General features: G+C 67.5%; 15 protein-coding genes. 3 read left to right on the top strand and 12 right to left on the bottom strand.

Features of this window, described 5'->3' with window-relative positions; translation table 11 throughout:
- Positions 1–137 precede the first annotated feature (137 nt).
- Positions 138–1,526 carry an adenylosuccinate lyase gene (gene purB / locus ACNQQL_RS24595; RefSeq protein ID WP_347066305.1) on the top strand — a complete coding sequence of 463 codons (1,389 nt, stop codon included), beginning with the start codon at positions 138–140 and terminating at the stop codon, positions 1,524–1,526.
- Between the two features lie 69 nt (positions 1,527–1,595).
- On the opposite strand, the gene ACNQQL_RS24590 is transcribed toward purB, so the two are convergent.
- Positions 1,596–3,017 carry an FAD-dependent oxidoreductase gene (locus ACNQQL_RS24590; RefSeq protein ID WP_347066303.1) on the bottom strand — a complete coding sequence of 474 codons (1,422 nt, stop codon included), beginning with the start codon at positions 3,015–3,017 and terminating at the stop codon, positions 1,596–1,598.
- Between the two features lie 273 nt (positions 3,018–3,290).
- Here ACNQQL_RS24590 and ACNQQL_RS24585 point away from each other — a divergent pair, with 273 nt between their 5' ends.
- The gene (locus ACNQQL_RS24585) at positions 3,291–3,938 is read left to right on the top strand and encodes a TetR/AcrR family transcriptional regulator (RefSeq protein WP_347066301.1); all 648 of its coding nucleotides are present in this window, start codon (positions 3,291–3,293) and stop codon (positions 3,936–3,938) included.
- Between the two features lie 73 nt (positions 3,939–4,011).
- On the opposite strand, the gene ACNQQL_RS24580 is transcribed toward ACNQQL_RS24585, so the two are convergent.
- The 4 genes from ACNQQL_RS24580 to edd form a co-directional block, all read right to left on the bottom strand.
- Positions 4,012–4,515 (bottom strand): gluconokinase, encoded by a 504-nt coding sequence (locus ACNQQL_RS24580; RefSeq protein WP_072436328.1) that lies wholly within the window; start codon positions 4,513–4,515, stop codon positions 4,012–4,014.
- Between the two features lie 13 nt (positions 4,516–4,528).
- Complete coding sequence (locus tag ACNQQL_RS24575; RefSeq protein ID WP_347066299.1) at positions 4,529–5,890, bottom strand: GntP family permease; 1,362 nt, start codon at positions 5,888–5,890, stop codon at positions 4,529–4,531.
- A gap of 221 nt (positions 5,891–6,111) precedes the next feature.
- Positions 6,112–6,738 (bottom strand): bifunctional 4-hydroxy-2-oxoglutarate aldolase/2-dehydro-3-deoxy-phosphogluconate aldolase, encoded by a 627-nt coding sequence (gene eda, locus ACNQQL_RS24570; protein WP_347066297.1) that lies wholly within the window; start codon positions 6,736–6,738, stop codon positions 6,112–6,114.
- Between the two features lie 19 nt (positions 6,739–6,757).
- The gene (gene edd, locus ACNQQL_RS24565; RefSeq protein ID WP_347066295.1) at positions 6,758–8,614 is read right to left on the bottom strand and encodes a phosphogluconate dehydratase; all 1,857 of its coding nucleotides are present in this window, start codon (positions 8,612–8,614) and stop codon (positions 6,758–6,760) included.
- A 293-nt stretch (positions 8,615–8,907) separates the two neighbouring features.
- Here edd and ACNQQL_RS24560 point away from each other — a divergent pair, with 293 nt between their 5' ends.
- Complete coding sequence (locus ACNQQL_RS24560) at positions 8,908–9,756, top strand: MurR/RpiR family transcriptional regulator (protein WP_347066293.1); 849 nt, start codon at positions 8,908–8,910, stop codon at positions 9,754–9,756.
- A 97-nt stretch (positions 9,757–9,853) separates the two neighbouring features.
- On the opposite strand, the gene ACNQQL_RS24555 is transcribed toward ACNQQL_RS24560, so the two are convergent.
- From ACNQQL_RS24555 to ACNQQL_RS24525, 7 genes are all read right to left on the bottom strand, one after another.
- Positions 9,854–10,276, bottom strand: coding sequence for a CopD family protein (locus tag ACNQQL_RS24555; protein WP_347066291.1), 423 nt, complete (start codon positions 10,274–10,276; stop codon positions 9,854–9,856).
- Between the two features lie 17 nt (positions 10,277–10,293).
- Positions 10,294–11,565 (bottom strand): glutamate-5-semialdehyde dehydrogenase, encoded by a 1,272-nt coding sequence (locus tag ACNQQL_RS24550; RefSeq protein ID WP_347066289.1) that lies wholly within the window; start codon positions 11,563–11,565, stop codon positions 10,294–10,296.
- Positions 11,566–11,747: 182 nt separating this feature from the next.
- Entirely contained in the window at positions 11,748–12,842 is a 1,095-nt protein-coding gene (gene holA / locus ACNQQL_RS24545; protein WP_111015313.1) for a DNA polymerase III subunit delta, read from the bottom strand.
- Between the two features lie 18 nt (positions 12,843–12,860).
- On the bottom strand, positions 12,861–13,412 hold the full coding sequence (lptE, locus tag ACNQQL_RS24540; RefSeq protein ID WP_034182717.1) for an LPS assembly lipoprotein LptE: 552 nt from the start codon (positions 13,410–13,412) through the stop codon (positions 12,861–12,863).
- A 38-nt stretch (positions 13,413–13,450) separates the two neighbouring features.
- Positions 13,451–16,045 (bottom strand): leucine--tRNA ligase, encoded by a 2,595-nt coding sequence (gene leuS / locus ACNQQL_RS24535; protein WP_204425769.1) that lies wholly within the window; start codon positions 16,043–16,045, stop codon positions 13,451–13,453.
- Positions 16,046–16,338: 293 nt separating this feature from the next.
- Entirely contained in the window at positions 16,339–16,800 is a 462-nt protein-coding gene (locus ACNQQL_RS24530) for an ExbD/TolR family protein (RefSeq protein WP_072436333.1), read from the bottom strand.
- Between the two features lie 24 nt (positions 16,801–16,824).
- A complete protein-coding gene (locus ACNQQL_RS24525; RefSeq protein ID WP_059581034.1) occupies positions 16,825–17,493 on the bottom strand; it encodes a MotA/TolQ/ExbB proton channel family protein in 669 nt (222 codons plus the stop codon).
- Positions 17,494–17,508: the final 15 nt, after the last annotated feature.

Here is a 17,508-nt window from a genome sequence, read left to right as displayed (position 1 = left end):
CTGCGCACCCGCGCCGGCGCGGCGTTGGCACGCGGCGGCAGCCGCCGGCCGCGCGCGGCCGGGATCGTCGCGCGCCGATGGTAAAATGCCGGATTCTCCCTCCCCTCGCTCGACCCGGCCCCAAGGCCCGCCCGACCATGTCCGACACTCGTCCCGATACGCTTTTCGCCCTCACCGCGCTCTCGCCCATCGACGGCCGCTACGCCAGCAAGACCGAAGCGCTGCGCGACTGGCTCTCCGAAGCCGCCTTCATGCGCCACCGCGTCACCGTCGAGGTGCACTGGCTGATCGCGCTGTCGCGCGCCGGCTTCGCGGAAGTCCCGCGCTTCTCCGACGCGTCCGAGCAATTCCTGCTGCAGCTCGCCGAGCGCTTCACCGCGCACGACGCCGCGCGCATCAAGGAAATCGAGCGCGTGACGAACCACGACGTGAAGGCCGTCGAATACTGGCTGAAGGAATCGGTGAAGGGCCAGGCCGAACTCGAGAAGGCGAGCGAATTCATCCACTTCGCGTGCACGTCCGAGGACATCAACAACACGTCGCACGGGATGATGCTCGCCGGCGCGCGCGAACACGTGATCCTGCCGGCGCTGCGCACGGTCCACCAGCGCCTCGTCGCGCTCGCGCACGCGCATGCCGAACAGCCGATGCTGTCGCGCACGCACGGCCAGCCGGCCAGCCCGACGACGCTCGGCAAGGAACTCGCGAACGTCGCCGCGCGTCTCGCGCGTGCGATCGCCCGCATCGAGAAGGTCGAGATCCTCGGCAAGATGAACGGCGCGGTCGGCAACTTCAACGCGCACCTGTCCGCGTATCCGGAATTCGACTGGGAAGCGTTCTCGCGCGACGTGATCGAAAACCGCCTGAAGCTCACGTTCAACCCGTACACGATCCAGATCGAGCCGCACGACTACATGGCCGAGCTGTTCGACGCGGTCGCGCGCGCGAACACGATCCTGCTCGACCTCGACCGCGACGTGTGGGGCTACATCTCGGTCGGCTACTTCAAGCAGAAGACGAAGGCCGGCGAAATCGGCTCGTCGACGATGCCGCACAAGGTCAACCCGATCGACTTCGAGAACTCGGAAGGCAACCTCGGCCTCGCGAACGCGACGCTGCGCCACCTCGCCGACAAGCTGCCGGTATCGCGCTGGCAGCGCGACCTGACCGACTCGACGGTGCTGCGCAACATGGGCGTCGCGCTCGGCTACTCGCTGCTCGCGTACGACTCGCTGATCCGCGGCCTCGACAAGCTCGAAGTGAACCCGCAGCGCCTGAACGAAGATCTCGACAACTGCTGGGAAGTGCTCGCCGAGCCGGTGCAGACGGTGATGCGCCGCTACGGCATCGAGAACCCGTACGAGCAGTTGAAGGAGCTGACGCGCGGCAAGGGCATCACGCGCGAAGCGCTGCAGCAGTTCGTCGGCACGCTCGCGATCCCGCAGGATGCGAAGGACCGCCTGCTCGTGATGACGCCCGCGTCATACATCGGCAAGGCCGTCGAACTCGCGAAGCGGATCGCGTAAGCGCCGCCTCCGCCGGACGAACAAAAGCCCGCTGCGAGCAATCGCAGCGGGCTTTTTCCTTTCAGGCGCTCAGAAAGAAATCATCCGGCCCGGGTTGAGCGCGCTCATCACGCTCATCGCCGCTTTCGCAGCCGGGATCGCGATCGGCGACAACTGACGGCCGAGCGGAATCTCACGATGGTCGATGCCGGTCAGCATCGAGAAATCGTCGTTGCGGCCGACGAAATCGTCGCAGATCGCCTTGCCGATCCGCACCGTCTGCGCAACGCCGTGGCCGCTCCAGCCCTGCACCATGTACATCGGCACGCGGCTGTCGGTCTTGCGGCTGTCGGTGGCACCGTTCAGCGTGAAGTCGCTGACGCCGCTCCAGCAGTAGTCGAGCGCGAAACTGCCGTCGACCTGCGGAAACACCGTGTTCAGCCGCGTCAGCAGATACGCGTTGACGTCGGGCTGCGCCCAGCAGCTGCCGGTGCCCTGCCCGCCGAACAGCAGCCGGTTGCCGCGCACCGGCCGGTAGTAGTCGATCTGGAACTGCGTGTCGTACACGGGCATGCCGGCCGGCATCAGCGTCGCGACATCGACGTCGAGCGGCGCCGTCACGCTCACGTACGTGAAGAACGGCACCGTTGTGGCCCCGCCGTCGTCGAGCAGCCGGAACGTCGTGTTGTGCAGCGCGAGCACGACGCCGCGGCGCGCGGTGATCGTGCCGCCCGGCGTCGTCGCGACGACGCCCGCAGGCGTTTCGTCGAGCTCGAGCACCTCGGTGCCCTCGAACAGCGCGCCGCCGTTCAGCCGGAAGCCGTGCACGAGGCCGCGCACGAGCGCGAGCGGATGGATCTGCCCGCCGATCGCGTCGATCGCCGCGCCGTGGTACAGCCCCGAGCGCACGTATTCGTCGTGCAGTTGATGGCGGCCGACGAGCATCACGCCCGCGTCGCCGAGATGACGGCGCGCATCCGCACCGTCGAGCAGCGCGCTCATGTGGCCGGGGTGGACCGCCGCCGTGACGTGGCCGCGCTTGCGGTCGAGATCGAGCGCGTAACGCGCGCCGATCGCATCGATCAGGTCCATCGATTCGGTCGACGCGAAGCGCCACAGCCGCTTCGCATCGTCGTGCGACAGATGGTCGATCATGTCGGCCGCTTCCCAGCGCGCGAGGCCCGGCGTCAACTGCCCGCCGTTGCGGCCCGATGCGGCCGAGCCGACGTGATGCTTGTCGACGAGGATCGTGTCGACGCCCGCTTCCGCGAGATGCAGCGCCGCCGATGCGCCGAGCAGGCCCGCGCCGATCACGAGCACGTCGCACACGACGTCGTGCGCGAGCGGTGCGCCGTTCGCGTGGCGCGACAGCGAAGCCTCGTACCAGTTGGCCGGGCGCTCGCCGTCGTAGCGGGCCGGGGCGCACCAGTTCCAGTTGTCTTTCTCGATGTTCAGTTGCGTTTGCTCGAAACGCGATTCGCCCTGGATCAGGGGTTGGTGATTGGAAGTCATGATTGCACTTGCATGGTCTTGGGCCGCCTGTCGAAGCCTTCTGGCTTTGCGTGTGGGGCAGCCGGTTCCACATGGGTGTCAACGAGAAAAGGGGCGCGATGGCCCGTGTTGACGGCGGACACGCTCGTGCCGCCTGGATCCCGGACTGTGCGAAAGCACGCATTGAAAGGTGCCGGGACACCCAATTTCTACATCGCAGAAATAATTCTACAGTGTAGAATAAGCTTTCGTCAAGTTTACGGCCGGATCCGCTCCGGCCGCCAGCCCGCATCGATGAAAGACAAACCCGCCCAGGGCCCGCGCGGCCTCGACAAGGACGCGATCGTCGCGGCCGCGCTCGCGCTGCTCGAAGAAGTCGGCGAAGCCGCATTCAGCGTACGCAAGCTCGCACAGTCGGTCGGCTGCGACCCGATGAGCGTGCTGTATCACTTCAAGTCGAAGGACGGCCTGAGCCGCGCGATCGCGAACGCGCTGTCGCGCTCGCTCGTGCCGGTCGACAACGCGCTGCCGTGGCGCGAACGGCTGCGCGATCTCGCGCGCCAGTACCGCGCGCTCGCGCTGCGCCACCCGGCCGCGTTCGCGCTGCTGCAGCGCCACATGAGCACGGGGCCGGCCGATCTCGCGCACATCGAGGCCGTGCACCGTGCGCTGGTCGACGCCGGCATTCCGCGCGCGGCGCTGCCGTCGGTGTGCGTCGGCTGGTATGCGAGCGTGATCGGGCTCGCCGCCGCCGAGGCCGGCGGCCTCACGCGGCCCGCGAACGACGTGGAGCTGGCGGAAATGAACGCGCTGTCGGACACCGCGCATCCGCTCGTCAGGTCGGCCGCCCCGCTCTATGCGCAGCTCGATCCGGAGATCGTGCACGACACGATGCTCGACGTGCTGCTCGACGGCATCGCGAAGCGCGCGCACGCGGCCTGACCGGCTGGCGCGCCGCCAACGAAAAAGGCGCCCCGAAGGGCGCCATTTTCATCACGATTGCCGCGAATTGCGCTCAGTGCTGCTGCGCGAGACCGATCTTCACCATCACCTGATCGACGATCTGTTCGGGCGTCAGCTCGATGCTGACCACGATCGCTTCGTCCGGGCCCGGCTCCTCGAGCGTGTCGAGCTGGCTCTTCAGCAGCGACGGATCGAAGAAATGGCCGGTGCGGGTCTTCAGGCGCTCGCGCAATACGTCGAACGAACCCTGCAGATACACGAACCGCACGTCGGTGTCGGTGCCGCGCAGCACGTCGCGGTACGAACGCTTCAGCGACGAGCACGTGAACACGGCCGTCTCGCCCGCGCGCTGCTTTTCCTCGATGGCCTCGCGGATCGAGCGCAGCCACGGCCAGCGGTCGTCGTCGGTGAGCGGAATGCCGTGGTGCATCTTTTCCTTGTTCGCCGCGCTGTGAAACGCGTCGCCGTCGGTATAGCTGCACGACAGGCGTTCCGCCAGCATTTCGCCGATTCGCGACTTGCCCGCGCCCGACACGCCCATTGCGATCAGAATCATTGACTACCCCTTGTTACAAAACCATGCTCAGCAGCAGCGTGAAGCTCAGGCCGAGCACCGAGATGATCGTTTCGAGCAGCGTCCAGGTCTTGAACGTCTGGCCGACCGTCATCCCGAAATATTCCTTGATCAGCCAGAAGCCGCCGTCGTTCACGTGCGAGAAGATCAGCGAGCCCGAGCCCGTCGCGAGCACCAGCAGTTCCGGACGGACTGCCGCCCCCGATGCCGCCGCGATCGGTGCGACGATGCCGCAGGCGGTCGTCATCGCGACCGTCGCCGAGCCCGTGGCCAGACGAATCAGCGCGGCGACGAACCAGCCGAGCAGCAGCGGCGACAGGTGCGCCTGCGTGGCCGTTGCGACGATCTGCTGCGAGATCCCGCTATCACGCAGGATACCGCCAAAGCCGCCGCCCGCGCCGACGATCAGCGTGATCCCGGCGATCGGTGCCAGGCACTCGCCGCAGAACTTCTGGATCTGGTCGCGGTTGAAGCCCTGCAGCTTGCCGAACGTGAAGAAGCTCACGAGCACGGCGATCAGCAGCGCGACGTCCGAGTTGCCGGCAAAGCGCAGCAGGTTGTTCGGCAGCGTCTTCGGCGCGAAGACCAGGTCGGCCCAGCTGCCGACCAGCATCAGGATCACCGGCAGCAGGATCGTGAACAGCGTGATGCCGAAGCCCGGCAGCTCGCGCTTCTTGCCTTCGGTGTGCGTGTCGACGAATTGCGCGGCGAGCGGGTTGTTCTCCGGCAGCTTCACGAACTTCGAGATCGTCAGCGCGAACAGCGGGCCCGCGACGATCGCGGTCGGCACGCCGACGATCAGGCCGAATGCGATCGTCTTGCCGATATCGGCGCCGTACTGCTGGACCGCGAGCAGCGCGGCCGGGTGCGGCGGGATCAGCCCGTGCACGACCGACAGGCCGGCCACCATCGGCAGGCCGACGACGAGCAGCGACCTGCCGGTGCGCTTCGCGACGTTGAACGCGATCGGGATCAGCAGCACGAAGCCGACTTCGAAGAACACCGGCAGGCCGACGATGATCGCGACGAACATCATCGCCCAGTGGATGTTCTTTTCACCGAACCAGTCGATCAGCGTGGTCGCGATCCGTTCGGCGCCGCCCGATTCGGCCATCATCTTGCCGAGCATCGTGCCGAGGCCGACGACGATCGCGATGTGGCCGAGCGTATTGCCGTTGCCCGTCTCGAACGACTTGACGATCTTGTCCATCGGCATCCCGACCACCAGGCCGAGGCCGAGCGACACGATGATGAGCACCAGGAACGGATAGATCTTGAACCGCGCGATCATCACGATCAACGCCACGATCGCGATCACGGTATAGATGAGCAGCATGCTGCCTTGGACAGCCCCCATGTGGACTCCTCCTTGGGATTATTCGAACCGGGCGGATCGTTGCGAGTATGCCCGGCTATGCAGGTCTCCGAAACAGCGGGGAGACCCCCCACCGTCAGGACGCTGAATTTTACTTATCTTTAGGGTTCGCGGATAGAACCGGTTCCATCAGCAAAAACCCTCGGTAAAACAAGCACTAAGCGCTTGCCTTCCGAGGGTCAAACCATCATTCCGTACGAGTTTTAGCGGAAAAGCTGGCTCGCGGCTTGCGCGAGGCGCGTGACTTCGGCCCAGTCCTGCGCGGCGAGCGCAGCCTTCGGCGTGAGCCACGAGCCGCCGACGCACACGACGTTCGGCAGCTTCAGGAAATTCGGCGCGGTGTCGACCGTGATGCCGCCAGTCGGGCAGAACTTCAGCGCAGGGAACGGGCCGTGGAACGCCTGCAGCATCGGCACGCCGCCCGCCTGCTGCGCGGGGAAGAACTTCACGATCTCGTAGCCGAATTCGAGCGCCTGGATGATGTCGCTCGGCGTCATCACGCCCGGCAGCAGCGGCAGGCCCGCGTCGAGCGACGCGAGGTGCAGGTCCTTCGTCAGGCCCGGCGACACGCCGAACTTCGCGCCGGCCTTCTTCGCCTGCGCGCAGTGCTCGGGCTTCGTGATCGTGCCGACGCCGACGACGATGTCGTCCGCGAGCTGGCTCGCGCGCTGGATCGCCTCCAGGCCGGCCGGCGTGCGCAGCGTGATCTCGAGCACCTTCACGCCGCCCGCGTGCAACGCGCGCGACACGTGCTCGCCCTGCTCGACCGAGTCGAATGCGAGCACCGGAATGACCGGGCCCAGCTTCACGATTTCAGCAATCGTCTTCATCAAATTCGCTCCTTGAAATTCATGCGTCGACGCGGACGGCCGTTTCGCCGACCAGCGTCCCGAAAACCGATGCGCCCTGCTCGGCCGGCGCCGCGGCCGCGCGGAACACGCCGAACAGTTCGCGCCCGAAACCGACCTCGTTCTCGGCCTGGTGCAGCGGCTGCGCGACCAGGCGCGCGTGCCACTCGGCGTCGTCGACCTCGATGTCGAGCACGCCGGCTTCCGCGTCGATCACGAGCGTGTCGCCCGTCTTCACCTTGCCCAGCGGGCCGGCCAGCAGCGCTTCCGGCGACACGTGGATCACGGCCGGCACCTTGCCCGACGCGCCCGACATGCGGCCGTCGGTCACCAGCGCGACGTGGAAGCCCTGATCCTGCAGCACGCCGAGCAGCGGCGTCAAACGGTGCAGCTCGGGCATCCCGTTCGCGCGCGCCCCCTGGAAGCGCACGACCGCGACGAAATCGCGCTTCAGCTCGCCGCGATCGAACGCTTCCTGCACGGCTTCCTGCGAATCGAACACGATCGCGGGCGCCGTCACCTTGCGGTGCTCGGGCGCGACCGCCGAAATCTTGATCACGCCGCGGCCGAGCCGGCCCTGCATCAGGCGCAGACCGCCGTCCGGCTGGAACGGGTCGCGGATGCCGCGCAGCACCTTCGTGTCGTGGCTCTCGGCCGCACCGTCGACCCACGTGAGCTTGCCGTCGATCAGCTTCGGCTCCTTCGTATAGTGCGACAGCCCCTTGCCGGCAACTGTCGTCACGTCCTCGTGCAGCAGCCCGCCTTCGAGCAGGTTGCGCACCAGGAATGCGACGCCGCCCGCCGCGTGGAAGTGGTTCACGTCGGCCTTGCCGTTCGGGTAGATCTTCGCGAGCAGCGGCACGACGGCCGACAGTTCGTCGAAATCGTTCCAGTCGATCAGGATGCCGGCCGCACGCGCGATCGCGACGAGGTGCAGCGTGTGGTTGGTCGAGCCGCCCGTCGCGAGCAGCGCGACGATCCCGTTGACGATCGCCTTCTCGTCGATCACATGGCCGATCGGCGTGTAGCGGCCGCGCTCGACGGTCAGGTCGAGCACGCGGCGCGCGGCCTCGGCCGTCAGCGCGGTGCGCAGCGGCGTGTGCGGATGGACGAACGCCGAACCCGGCAGGTGCAGGCCCATCAGCTCCATCAGCATCTGGTTGCTGTTCGCGGTGCCGTAGAACGTGCAGGTGCCGTGGCCGTGATACGCGGCCGATTCGGCTTCGAGCAGCGCGTCGCGGCCGACCTGACCGGTCGCGAACTGCTGGCGGATCTTCGCCTTGTCGTCGTTCGACAGGCCGCTCGTCATCGGGCCGGCCGGCACGAAAATGGTCGGCAGGTGGCCGAACTGCAGCGCGCCGATCAGGAGGCCCGGCACGATCTTGTCGCAGATGCCGAGGCAGAGCGCCGCGTCGAACATGTTGTGCGTGAGCGCGATCGCCGTGCCCATCGCGATCGCCTCGCGCGAGAACAGCGACAGCTCCATCCCCGGGTTGCCCTGCGTGACGCCGTCGCACATCGCCGGCACGCCGCCCGCGAACTGCGCGACACCGCCGTTCTCGCGCGCGGCGGCCTTGATGATGTCGGGGAAATCCTTGTACGGCGCGTGCGCGGACAGCATCTCGTTGTACGAGGACACGATGCCGATGTTCGGCTCGCGGATTGTCTTGATCGCGAACTTGTCGCTGCCCTCGAGGCCCGCGAAGCCGTGCGCGAGGTTCGCGCAGGACAGCGCGCCGCGCGCCGGGAACTTGCCCTGCGCGCCGTCGATGCGGTGCAGATAGGCGGAACGGGTCGATTGGCTGCGGGCGATCACGCGTTCGGTGACCTTCGCCAGAGTGGGGTGCAGCGACGTCATGCTGGGCGCTCCTGTATGCCGGCCGACACCGGCGGTTGGAATCGTGGGGACGGTCGAATGCATCGACTGAACGAAGCCAGTCTAGTAGAAAAACTACAAGCGTGCAATGCAGATCGATTCGCGCGCAACCCTCGTTCCCGCCACCAGCAAGGCTTTACTCAGTGAAAACCCTAATTACCCGCACCGCCATCGTGTCGCAAGCACTGCAATAACGCTAGTATTTCCATGTAGATTTTCTACAATTCGATTGCGATACACTCGCTCATCCGAACCCGATTTCCAGCCACTGTCCCATGCTGCCTCGCATTGAAGCGATCCGCGCCGAGTTGCGCCCGTCCGAGCGCAAGCTCGCCGACTACATCCTCGCCGCGCCGCGCGAGGTGCTCGACCTCGCGATGACCGAGCTGTCGACGCGCGCGGGCGTCAGCCAGCCGACCATCGCGCGCTTCTGCCAGGCGCTCGGCTGCAGCGGCTTTCGCGAATTCAAGATCCGGCTCGCGCAGAGCGTCGCGCCGGGCGTGTCGTCGGTGTATCGCGACGTCGAGCCCGACGAACCGGCGCCCGGCATCATCGGCAAGGTGTTCGACCGTACGATCGGCGCGCTGATCGAGGTGCGCAACAGCCTGTCCGCGGGCAGCGTCGCCGAGGCGATCGCGCTGCTGTCGAACGCGTCGCGCATCGAGTTCTACGGCGCCGGCGGCTCGGGCATCGCCGCGCAGGACATCCAGCACAAGTTCTTCCGGCTCGGCGTGCCGAGCGTCGCGTATTCGGATCCGCACACGTTCTCGATGTCGTCGGCGCTGCTCGGGCCGCACGACGTCGTCGTCGCGATCTCGAACACCGGCCGCACGCGCGACATCGTCGACGCCGCGCGCTCCGCGCTCGCGTGCGGCGCGAAAGTCGTCGCGATCACGCAGAGCCATTCGCCGCTCGCGAAGCTCGCGACGGTGAGCCTCGCGTCGAACGTCGCCGAGGAAACGGACGTGTTCTCGCCGATGACGTCGCGGATGTCGCATCTCGCGATCGGCGACATCCTCGCGGTCGGCGTCGCGCTGTCGCGCGGCCCCGCGCTGATGGAACGGGTCGGCCGCGCGAAGGAAGCGATCACGCGCCGGCGAATCGACGACGGCTCGAAGGATTGAACAGGCGCCACACGGAAGCAGCGCGCACACGAACAACGGCGCCCCAAGGGGCGCCGTTGCGCATGGGTCGGGCCGGCAGCCTCGCCGGCCGCACCGATCAGAACGGCTTGATCACGACCAGCGCGACCGCCGCGAGCATGCCGAGCACCGGCAGCTCGTTGAACACGCGGTACCACTTGTCCGTGCGGCGATTCTCGCCGCGCTCGAACACCCGCAGCAGATGCCCGCAGTATGCTTGATAGACGATGAGCAGCAGCACGACCGTCACCTTCGCATGGATCCAGCCCTGCCCCTGGCCGATGCCGATCGCGAGCCAGAGCCACAGCCCACAGGCCAGCGCCGGCACCGCGATCATCGTCATGAAGCGGAACAGCTTGCGCGCCATCAGCAGCAGGCGTCGCACCGCGGCCGGATCGGTTTCCATGGCCAGGTTCACGTAGATGCGCGGCAGGTAGAACAGCCCCGCGAACCACGCGGCGATCAGAACGATATGGAACGTCTTGACCCAGAGCATTGCCATCGGTTGTGCGCCTCGCTTTACTGGCGGCCTTCGCCGTGCCCGAGCACGACGTACTTCAGCGACGTCAGCCCTTCCAGGCCCACGGGGCCGCGTGCGTGCAGCTTGTCGTTCGAGATGCCGATTTCCGCGCCGAGACCGAATTCGAAGCCGTCCGCGAAGCGCGTCGACGCGTTAACCATCACGCTCGCCGAATCGACCTCGCGCAGGAAACGCATCGCGCGGTCGTGATCCTCGGTGACGATCGCATCCGTGTGATGCGAGCCGTATTGGTTGATGTGCTCGATCGCTGCGTCGAGGCCGTCGACCACCTTGATCGCGAGCACCGGCGCGAGATATTCGGTGTGCCAGTCTTCCTCGGTCGCATCGACGAGCGGGCCGACGCCCGCGTCGGCGAGCACCGCGCGCGCGGCCGCATCGACGCGCAGCTCGACCTGCTTGTCGCGGTACAGCTTGCCGAGCGGCGGCAGCAGCTTCGCCGCGATGCCGCTCGCGACGAGCAGCGTCTCCATCGTGTTGCAGGTGCCGTAGCGGTGCGTCTTCGCGTTGTCGCAGACGGTCAGCGCCTTGTCGAGATCGGCGCGATCGTCGACATACACGTGGCAGATGCCGTCGAGGTGCTTGATCATCGGCACGCGCGCCTCGTTGATCAGGCGCTCGATCAGGCTCTTGCCGCCGCGCGGCACGATCACGTCGACGTATTCGGTCATCGTGATCAGCTTGCCGACCGCAGCGCGATCGGCGGTTTCGACGACCTGCACCGCGTCCTGCGGCAAGCCGGCCGCCGCGAGCCCTTCACCGATCAGCTTCGCGAGCGCCGTGTTCGATTCGAGCGCTTCGGAGCCGCCGCGCAGGATCGTCGCGTTGCCCGACTTCAGGCACAGCGCGGCCGCGTCGATCGTCACGTTCGGGCGCGATTCGTAGATGATGCCGATCACGCCGAGCGGCACGCGCATCTGGCCAACCTGGATCCCGCTCGGGCGGTACTTGAGGTTGCCGATCTCGCCGATCGGATCGGCCAGCGACGCAACCTGGCGCAGGCCTTCGACCATCGTATTCAACGCCTTGTCCGACAGCGTCAGGCGGTCGACGAACGCCGCATCGAGCCCTTTTTCACGGGCGCGGGCGACGTCGCGCGCATTCGCATCCTTCAGCGTCTGCGCGTCGCGTTCGATCGCGCGGGCCACGGCGTCGAGCGCCGCGTTCTTCGCGGCCGTGCTGGCGCGCGCCATCGCGCGGGAAGCGTGCCGGGCGCGACGGCCCAGGTCGGTCATGTACTGATCGATATCCATCGTGTGACTCGAGAAGCAAGCCGCGCTGGGCGGCATGAATTCGTGGGGAAGCGAGGGGCGGCCATCCGTGGGTGGCCATCCGTGGGGCGCGGCGGCCGGAAGGCCGCGCCGCGGATGGTCGCCCCGGCTTTCGAAGCATTGTAAGCGGGTTGCGCAGCGCGCGCTGAAGGCCCGAACGGGACTTAGCGTCGCACGCGACCCGCGGTCGGCGGTCGCTCGCCGCGCGCGCCCGCGACCGTCATTGCGAGCTGGAACAGCCCGTCCCACGGATCGGGCGGCGGTTGGTCCTGCGTGCGGCGGCCCGGCACGACGGCCGTGAGCCCCTTGACCTGCCGGTCGAGCTGCGCGGCGAACGCGAGCGCCTTCTCGAGCACGGGTTCCGACACGCGGTTCAGCGCGGGGCCGATCAGCCGCTCGCGCGGACCCCACACGCGGTTTTCGCGCAACAGCGTCGCCAGCGGCTTGCCGGCCGTCGCGCCGCGCTTGATCCGCAGCAGCGTGCGCAACTCCTCGACGACGGCCCACATCACGAGCACGATCGCCTCGCCCTCGCCCTTCAGCCCGTCGATCATCCGCGCGAGCCGTGCGGCGTCGCCGGCGAGCATCGCTTCGTTCAGCTTGAACACGTCGTAGCGCGCGACGTTCAGCACCGCATCGTGCACCTGCTCGAACGACAGCGCGCCCTGCGGATACAGCAGCCCGAGTTTCTGGATTTCCTGGTGCGCGGCGAGCAGGTTGCCCTCGACGCGCTCCGCGATGAACTGCAGCGCGCGCCGCCCGTCGTCGCCGGCCGCGACGCGCTGGCCCTGCATCGACAGGCGCTGGCCGATCCAGTTCGGCAGTTGCGCGCGGTCGACCGGATCGATCTTCAGCGCGACGCCGCCGTTCTGCAGCGCGGTAAACCACGCGGATTTCTGCGTGGCCGCATCGAGACGCGGCAGCGTGACGAGCATCAGCGCATCGGGATTGGCGGTGGCCGCGAGCGTCTTCAGCGCATCGGCGCCTTCCTTGCCGGGCTTGCCCGACGGAATGCGCAGCTCGATCAGCTGGCGCTCGCCGAACAGCGACATCGCCTGGGTCGCGCCGAGCAGCACGCTCCAGTCGAAGCCGCGCTCGACCGTATGCACCGAACGCTCGGTGAAGCCAGCCGCGCGCGCGGCCGCACGAATGCGGTCGCATGCTTCCTGCGCGAGCAGCGGCTCGTCGCCGTAGACGGTATAGAGCCCGGCCAACCCCTTCGCGAGGTGCGGCTCCAGCGCATCAAGTCGCAATTGCATCGCTGCGTGCGCCGTCGATCAGAGCGGCGGCGGCGGCAGCGGCGCGCGCGGCGCGACGCCCGGCACCACGTCCTCCGGCGCCGGCGTCAGCGAGTGGACGATCGCGAGACGCCGCATCAACTGGTCGACCGCATCGTTCTGCATGTCGCCGTACAGGATGTCGGCTTCCTGCGCCTTCGCGTTCGTGTACTGGTCGCTGTACGTCATCGCGCGGTTCAGTGCGATCGCGCTCGGCGGGATCAGCACGGTGCCGTCCTTGCTCGTCAGCGTGTAGTTCAGCGTATAGAACAGCGCGTACTCCTGCGCCGAGCCGTACTTGTTGAGCGTCAGCGTGTTCTGGCCACGCGACTCCCACATGCGCAGCACGGCGTCGGCGTCGTCCGCCGACTTGACGATCTTCGTGTCGCTGCCGGCCTCGACGAGGCGCGTCAGCCGCGCCTCGACGGGCGCCGGCGCGCCGGCCACCAGCAGGTGCTTGAACGCATAGTCCTGCTGGCCCCGCAACTGGAAGCCGCATGCCGACAGCGCAACCGCGCTGCCGACGAGCATCAAAAACGATCTGCGGATCACCTTCGCTCCTTCTGGGTACGTCCGACGGCCGGCGGCCGTCAGACGACGATGTTCACGAGGCGGCCCGGCACGACGACGATCTTCTTCGCCGGCTTGCCGTCGCTGAACTTCGCGAACGCGTCGTCGGCCACCGCCGCGGCTTCGATCGCCTCGCGGCTCGCGTCCTTCGCGACCTTCAACGCGCCGCGCACCTTGCCGTTCACCTGCAGCACGAGTTCGATCTCGGCCTGCTCGAGCGCGGCTTCGTCGACCTTCGGCCACGGTGCATCGAGCAGCGGGCCGAATTCGTCCGCGTAGCCGAGCGCCTTCCACAGCTCGAACGTGACGTGCGGCACGACCGGGTACAGCACGCGCAGCAGCACGCCGTACGTTTCGCGCAGCACGCCGGGCGTCGCGCCCTTCGCGCCGTCGACCGCGTTCAGCATCTTCATCGCGGCCGACACGACCGTGTTGTACTGCAGGCGCTGGTAGTCGAAATCGGCCTGCTTCAGCACGCTGTAGATCTCGCGGCGCAGCGCCTTGTCGGCTTCGCCGAGCGCGGCCGCATCGAAGCCCGCGCGCGCGGCGAGCGCTTCGCGGTTCGCGTAACCGAAGCTCCACACGCGGCGCAGGAAGCGGCTCGCGCCCTCGACGCCGGCGCCCGACCACTCGAGCTGCTGCTCGGGCGGTGCGGCGAACATCGTGAACAGGCGCGCGGTATCGGCGCCGTACAGGTCGATCAGCACCTGCGGATCGACGCCGTTGTTCTTCGACTTCGACATCTTCTCGATGCCGCCGAGCACGACCGGCTGGCCGTCCGTGTTCAGCGTCGCGCCGACCGGGCGGCCCTTGTCGTCGTGCGTGACCGTCACGTCGGCCGGGTTGTACCAGGTCTTCTTGCCCGATGCGTCTTCGCGGTAGAACGTCTCGTTCAGCACCATCCCCTGCGTGAGCAGGTTCTTCGCCGGCTCGCCGAACTTCACGAGGCCGAGGTCGCGCATCACCTTGGTCCAGAAGCGCGAATACAGCAGGTGCAGGATCGCGTGCTCGATGCCGCCGATGTATTGATCCATCGGCATCCAGTAGTCGGTGCGCGCGTCGACCATCGTCTCGGCGTCCGGCGCCGTGTAGCGCGAGAAGTACCACGACGAATCGACGAAGGTATCCATCGTGTCGGTTTCGCGCTTCGCGGCCGCGCCGCACTTCGGGCACGTGCAGTTCAGGAACGCTTCCGACTTCGCGAGCGGATTGCCCGAGCCGTCCGGCACGAGGTCTTCCGGCAGCACGACGGGCAGATCCTTCTCCGGCACCGGCACGTCACCGCACGACGGGCAGTGGATGATCGGGATCGGCGTGCCCCAGTAGCGCTGGCGCGATACGCCCCAGTCGCGCAGGCGCCACGTGACCTGCTTGTCGCCGAAGCCGCCGGCCTTCAGGTCGGCCGCGATCGCGTCGACCGCCGCGCCGTATGCGAGGCCGTCGTACTTGCCGCTGTTGACGCAGGCCGCGACTTCCTTGTCGCCGTACCACTCCTGCCACGCGTCGAGCGAGTACGTCTGGCCTTCGGCCGCGATCACCTGCTTGATCGGCAGGTCGTATTTCTTCGCGAACGCGAAGTCGCGCTCGTCGTGCGCGGGCACACCCATCACCGCGCCTTCGCCATAGCTCATCAGCACGTAGTTGCCGATCCACACCTCGACGGGCTCGCCCGTCAGCGGATGCGTGACCGAGAAGCCCGTCGCGACGCCCTTCTTCTCCATCGTCGCGACGTCGGCCTCGGCGACGCCGCCGCGCTTGCATTCGTCGATGAACGCCAGCAGTTCGGGCTGGTCCTGTGCAAGACGCGTGGCGAGCGGGTGCTCGGCCGCGACCGCGCAGAACGTGACGCCCATGATCGTGTCGGCGCGCGTCGTGAACACGCGCAGCAACTTCTTCTCGCCGTCGAGTTCGTACGGGAAGCCGAAGTTCACGCCGAAGCTCTTGCCGATCCAGTTCTGCTGCATGATCTTCACGCGCTCGGGCCAGCCGAGGCCGTCGAGATCGTTCAGCAGCTCATCCGCGTACTGCGTGATCCGCAGGTAGTACATCGGGATCTCGCGCTTTTCGACGAGCGCGCCCGAACGCCAGCCGCGGCCGTCGATCACCTGCTCGTTCGCGAGCACGGTCTGGTCGACCGGATCCCAGTTCACGGTGCCCGTCTTCTTGTACGCGATGCCCTTCTCGAGCATCTTCAGGAACAGCCACTGGTTCCACTTGTAGTAGTCGGGCTTGCACGTTGCGATCTCGCGCGACCAGTCGATCGCGAGGCCCATCGACTGCATCTGGCCCTTCATGTAGTCGATGTTGTCGTAGGTCCACTTCGCGGGCGGCACGCCGTTCGCCATCGCGGCGTTCTCGGCCGGCATCCCGAACGCGTCCCAGCCCATCGGCATCAGCGTGTTGTAGCCGTTCATCCGCAGATAGCGGTACATCACGTCGTTGATCGTGTAGTTGCGCACGTGACCCATGTGCAGCTTGCCGGACGGGTACGGCAGCATCGACACGCAGTAGAACTTCGGCTTCTGCGAATCTTCCTTCGTCTTGTAGGCATCGGCTGCGCGCCAGTCGCCCTGGGCGGCGGCTTCGACGTCGGCGGGTACGTATCTCTCGTGCATGGTGTGGTTCGGACTAGGCTTTAAGCGGCGCGACGGCTCGCGCGCAGGAGTGGATCGAAATTCGTGCTTGCCCGGCGGACCTGCAGGTTCGCTGTTGCCGGACCTGTTCACGGTTTCCGGGTATTTTCCGGGTAACCCGCAGCATGCCCGGGTAGCCTGGAAAATTCCGGGTTACCTGAAAAAGCCTGCCAACCGGGAAAAACGATGATTATACCGCCCGCGCCGGCCCGTACGGCCGGTCTCGCGGCGGTCGGCCGATCCCGCGGCGGGCGTGGACCGGCCGGAAGATCCGCTCAGCGGTTCGCCGGCACGGCAGACGGCGCGGCGGAACCGCCCGCCTGCGGCGGCACGTCGGTCACGAAGCCGATCCGCGTGAGGCCCGCGGCCTGCGCGGCACCCATCACCTGCGCGATCACGTCGTAGCGCGTCGCGCGCGACGCACGCAGCCGCAGCTCGGGCGGCGCGCCGCCCGCGGCGGCGGCCCGGAAGCGCGCGGGCAGCGCGTCGAGCGCAACCGGCGCGTCGTCCCAGTACAGCTTGCCCGCGTCGTCGATCGACAGCGTGACGGATTGCGGCGTGTCGCGCGCGACGCTGGCCGCGACCTTCGGCAGGTCGAGCCGGATCGCGTGCGTCATCAGCGGCGCGGTAATGATGAAGATGACGAGCAGCACCAGCATCACGTCGATCAGCGGCGTCATGTTGATCTCCGCCATCGGCGCGGAGGTCTTGTGGTGCTCGAGTCCGCCGAATGCCATGGTCGTTCCTCCCGGGCCGGCGCGTCAGGCGCCCTGCGCGCACACGAACACGTGCAGGTCGCGCGCGAAGCCGTCGAGTTCCTCGGCGAGCTGCCGCACGAGCCGCCCGAGGATGTTGTAGGCCAGCACGGCCGGAATCGCGACGACGAGCCCGAATGCGGTCATGATCAGCGCCTCGCCGACCGGCCCCGCGACGTTCTCGATCTGCGCCTGCCCGCTCGCGGCGATGCTGCCGAGCGCGTGGTAGATGCCCCAGACGGTGCCGAGCAGCCCGACGAACGGCGCGGTACTGCCGATCGACGCGAGCAGCACCTGGCCGAATTCGAGACGCCGCTGCGAGCGCAGCATCGCATGGCGCAACGCGCGCAGCACGCGTTCGCCGCGCTCGACGCGCGCGGCCAGCGCAGCCGGATCGTGATCGTCGGCCGCATCGCGCGCGGCCTCGGCGAGCGGCACGAACACGCGCTCGCGATCGGCGCCGGCCAGCGCGGCGATGCCCGCGTCGAGCGACGGCGCTCGCCAGAACGCGGCGAGCGCGCGCGGCCCCTGTCGCTTCGCGCGGACCAGCAGCCAGGCTTTCATGAAGAGGAAGCACCAGCTGGCGACGGACATCGCCAGCAGCACATAGGCAACGGCATGCGTGATCGCATCGCCGCTTTCGAGGTAGTGGACAACGCCGGTGGGAATCGCCATCGGAGTTTCCCCGTT

The sequence above is a fragment of the Burkholderia sp. LFS061 genome (assembly GCF_047978125.1).
Classification (GTDB): domain Bacteria; phylum Pseudomonadota; class Gammaproteobacteria; order Burkholderiales; family Burkholderiaceae; genus Burkholderia; species Burkholderia pyrrocinia_C.
Note: the sequence above shows the minus strand (reverse complement) of the source record. Positions and strands in the feature narration are given on the sequence as shown.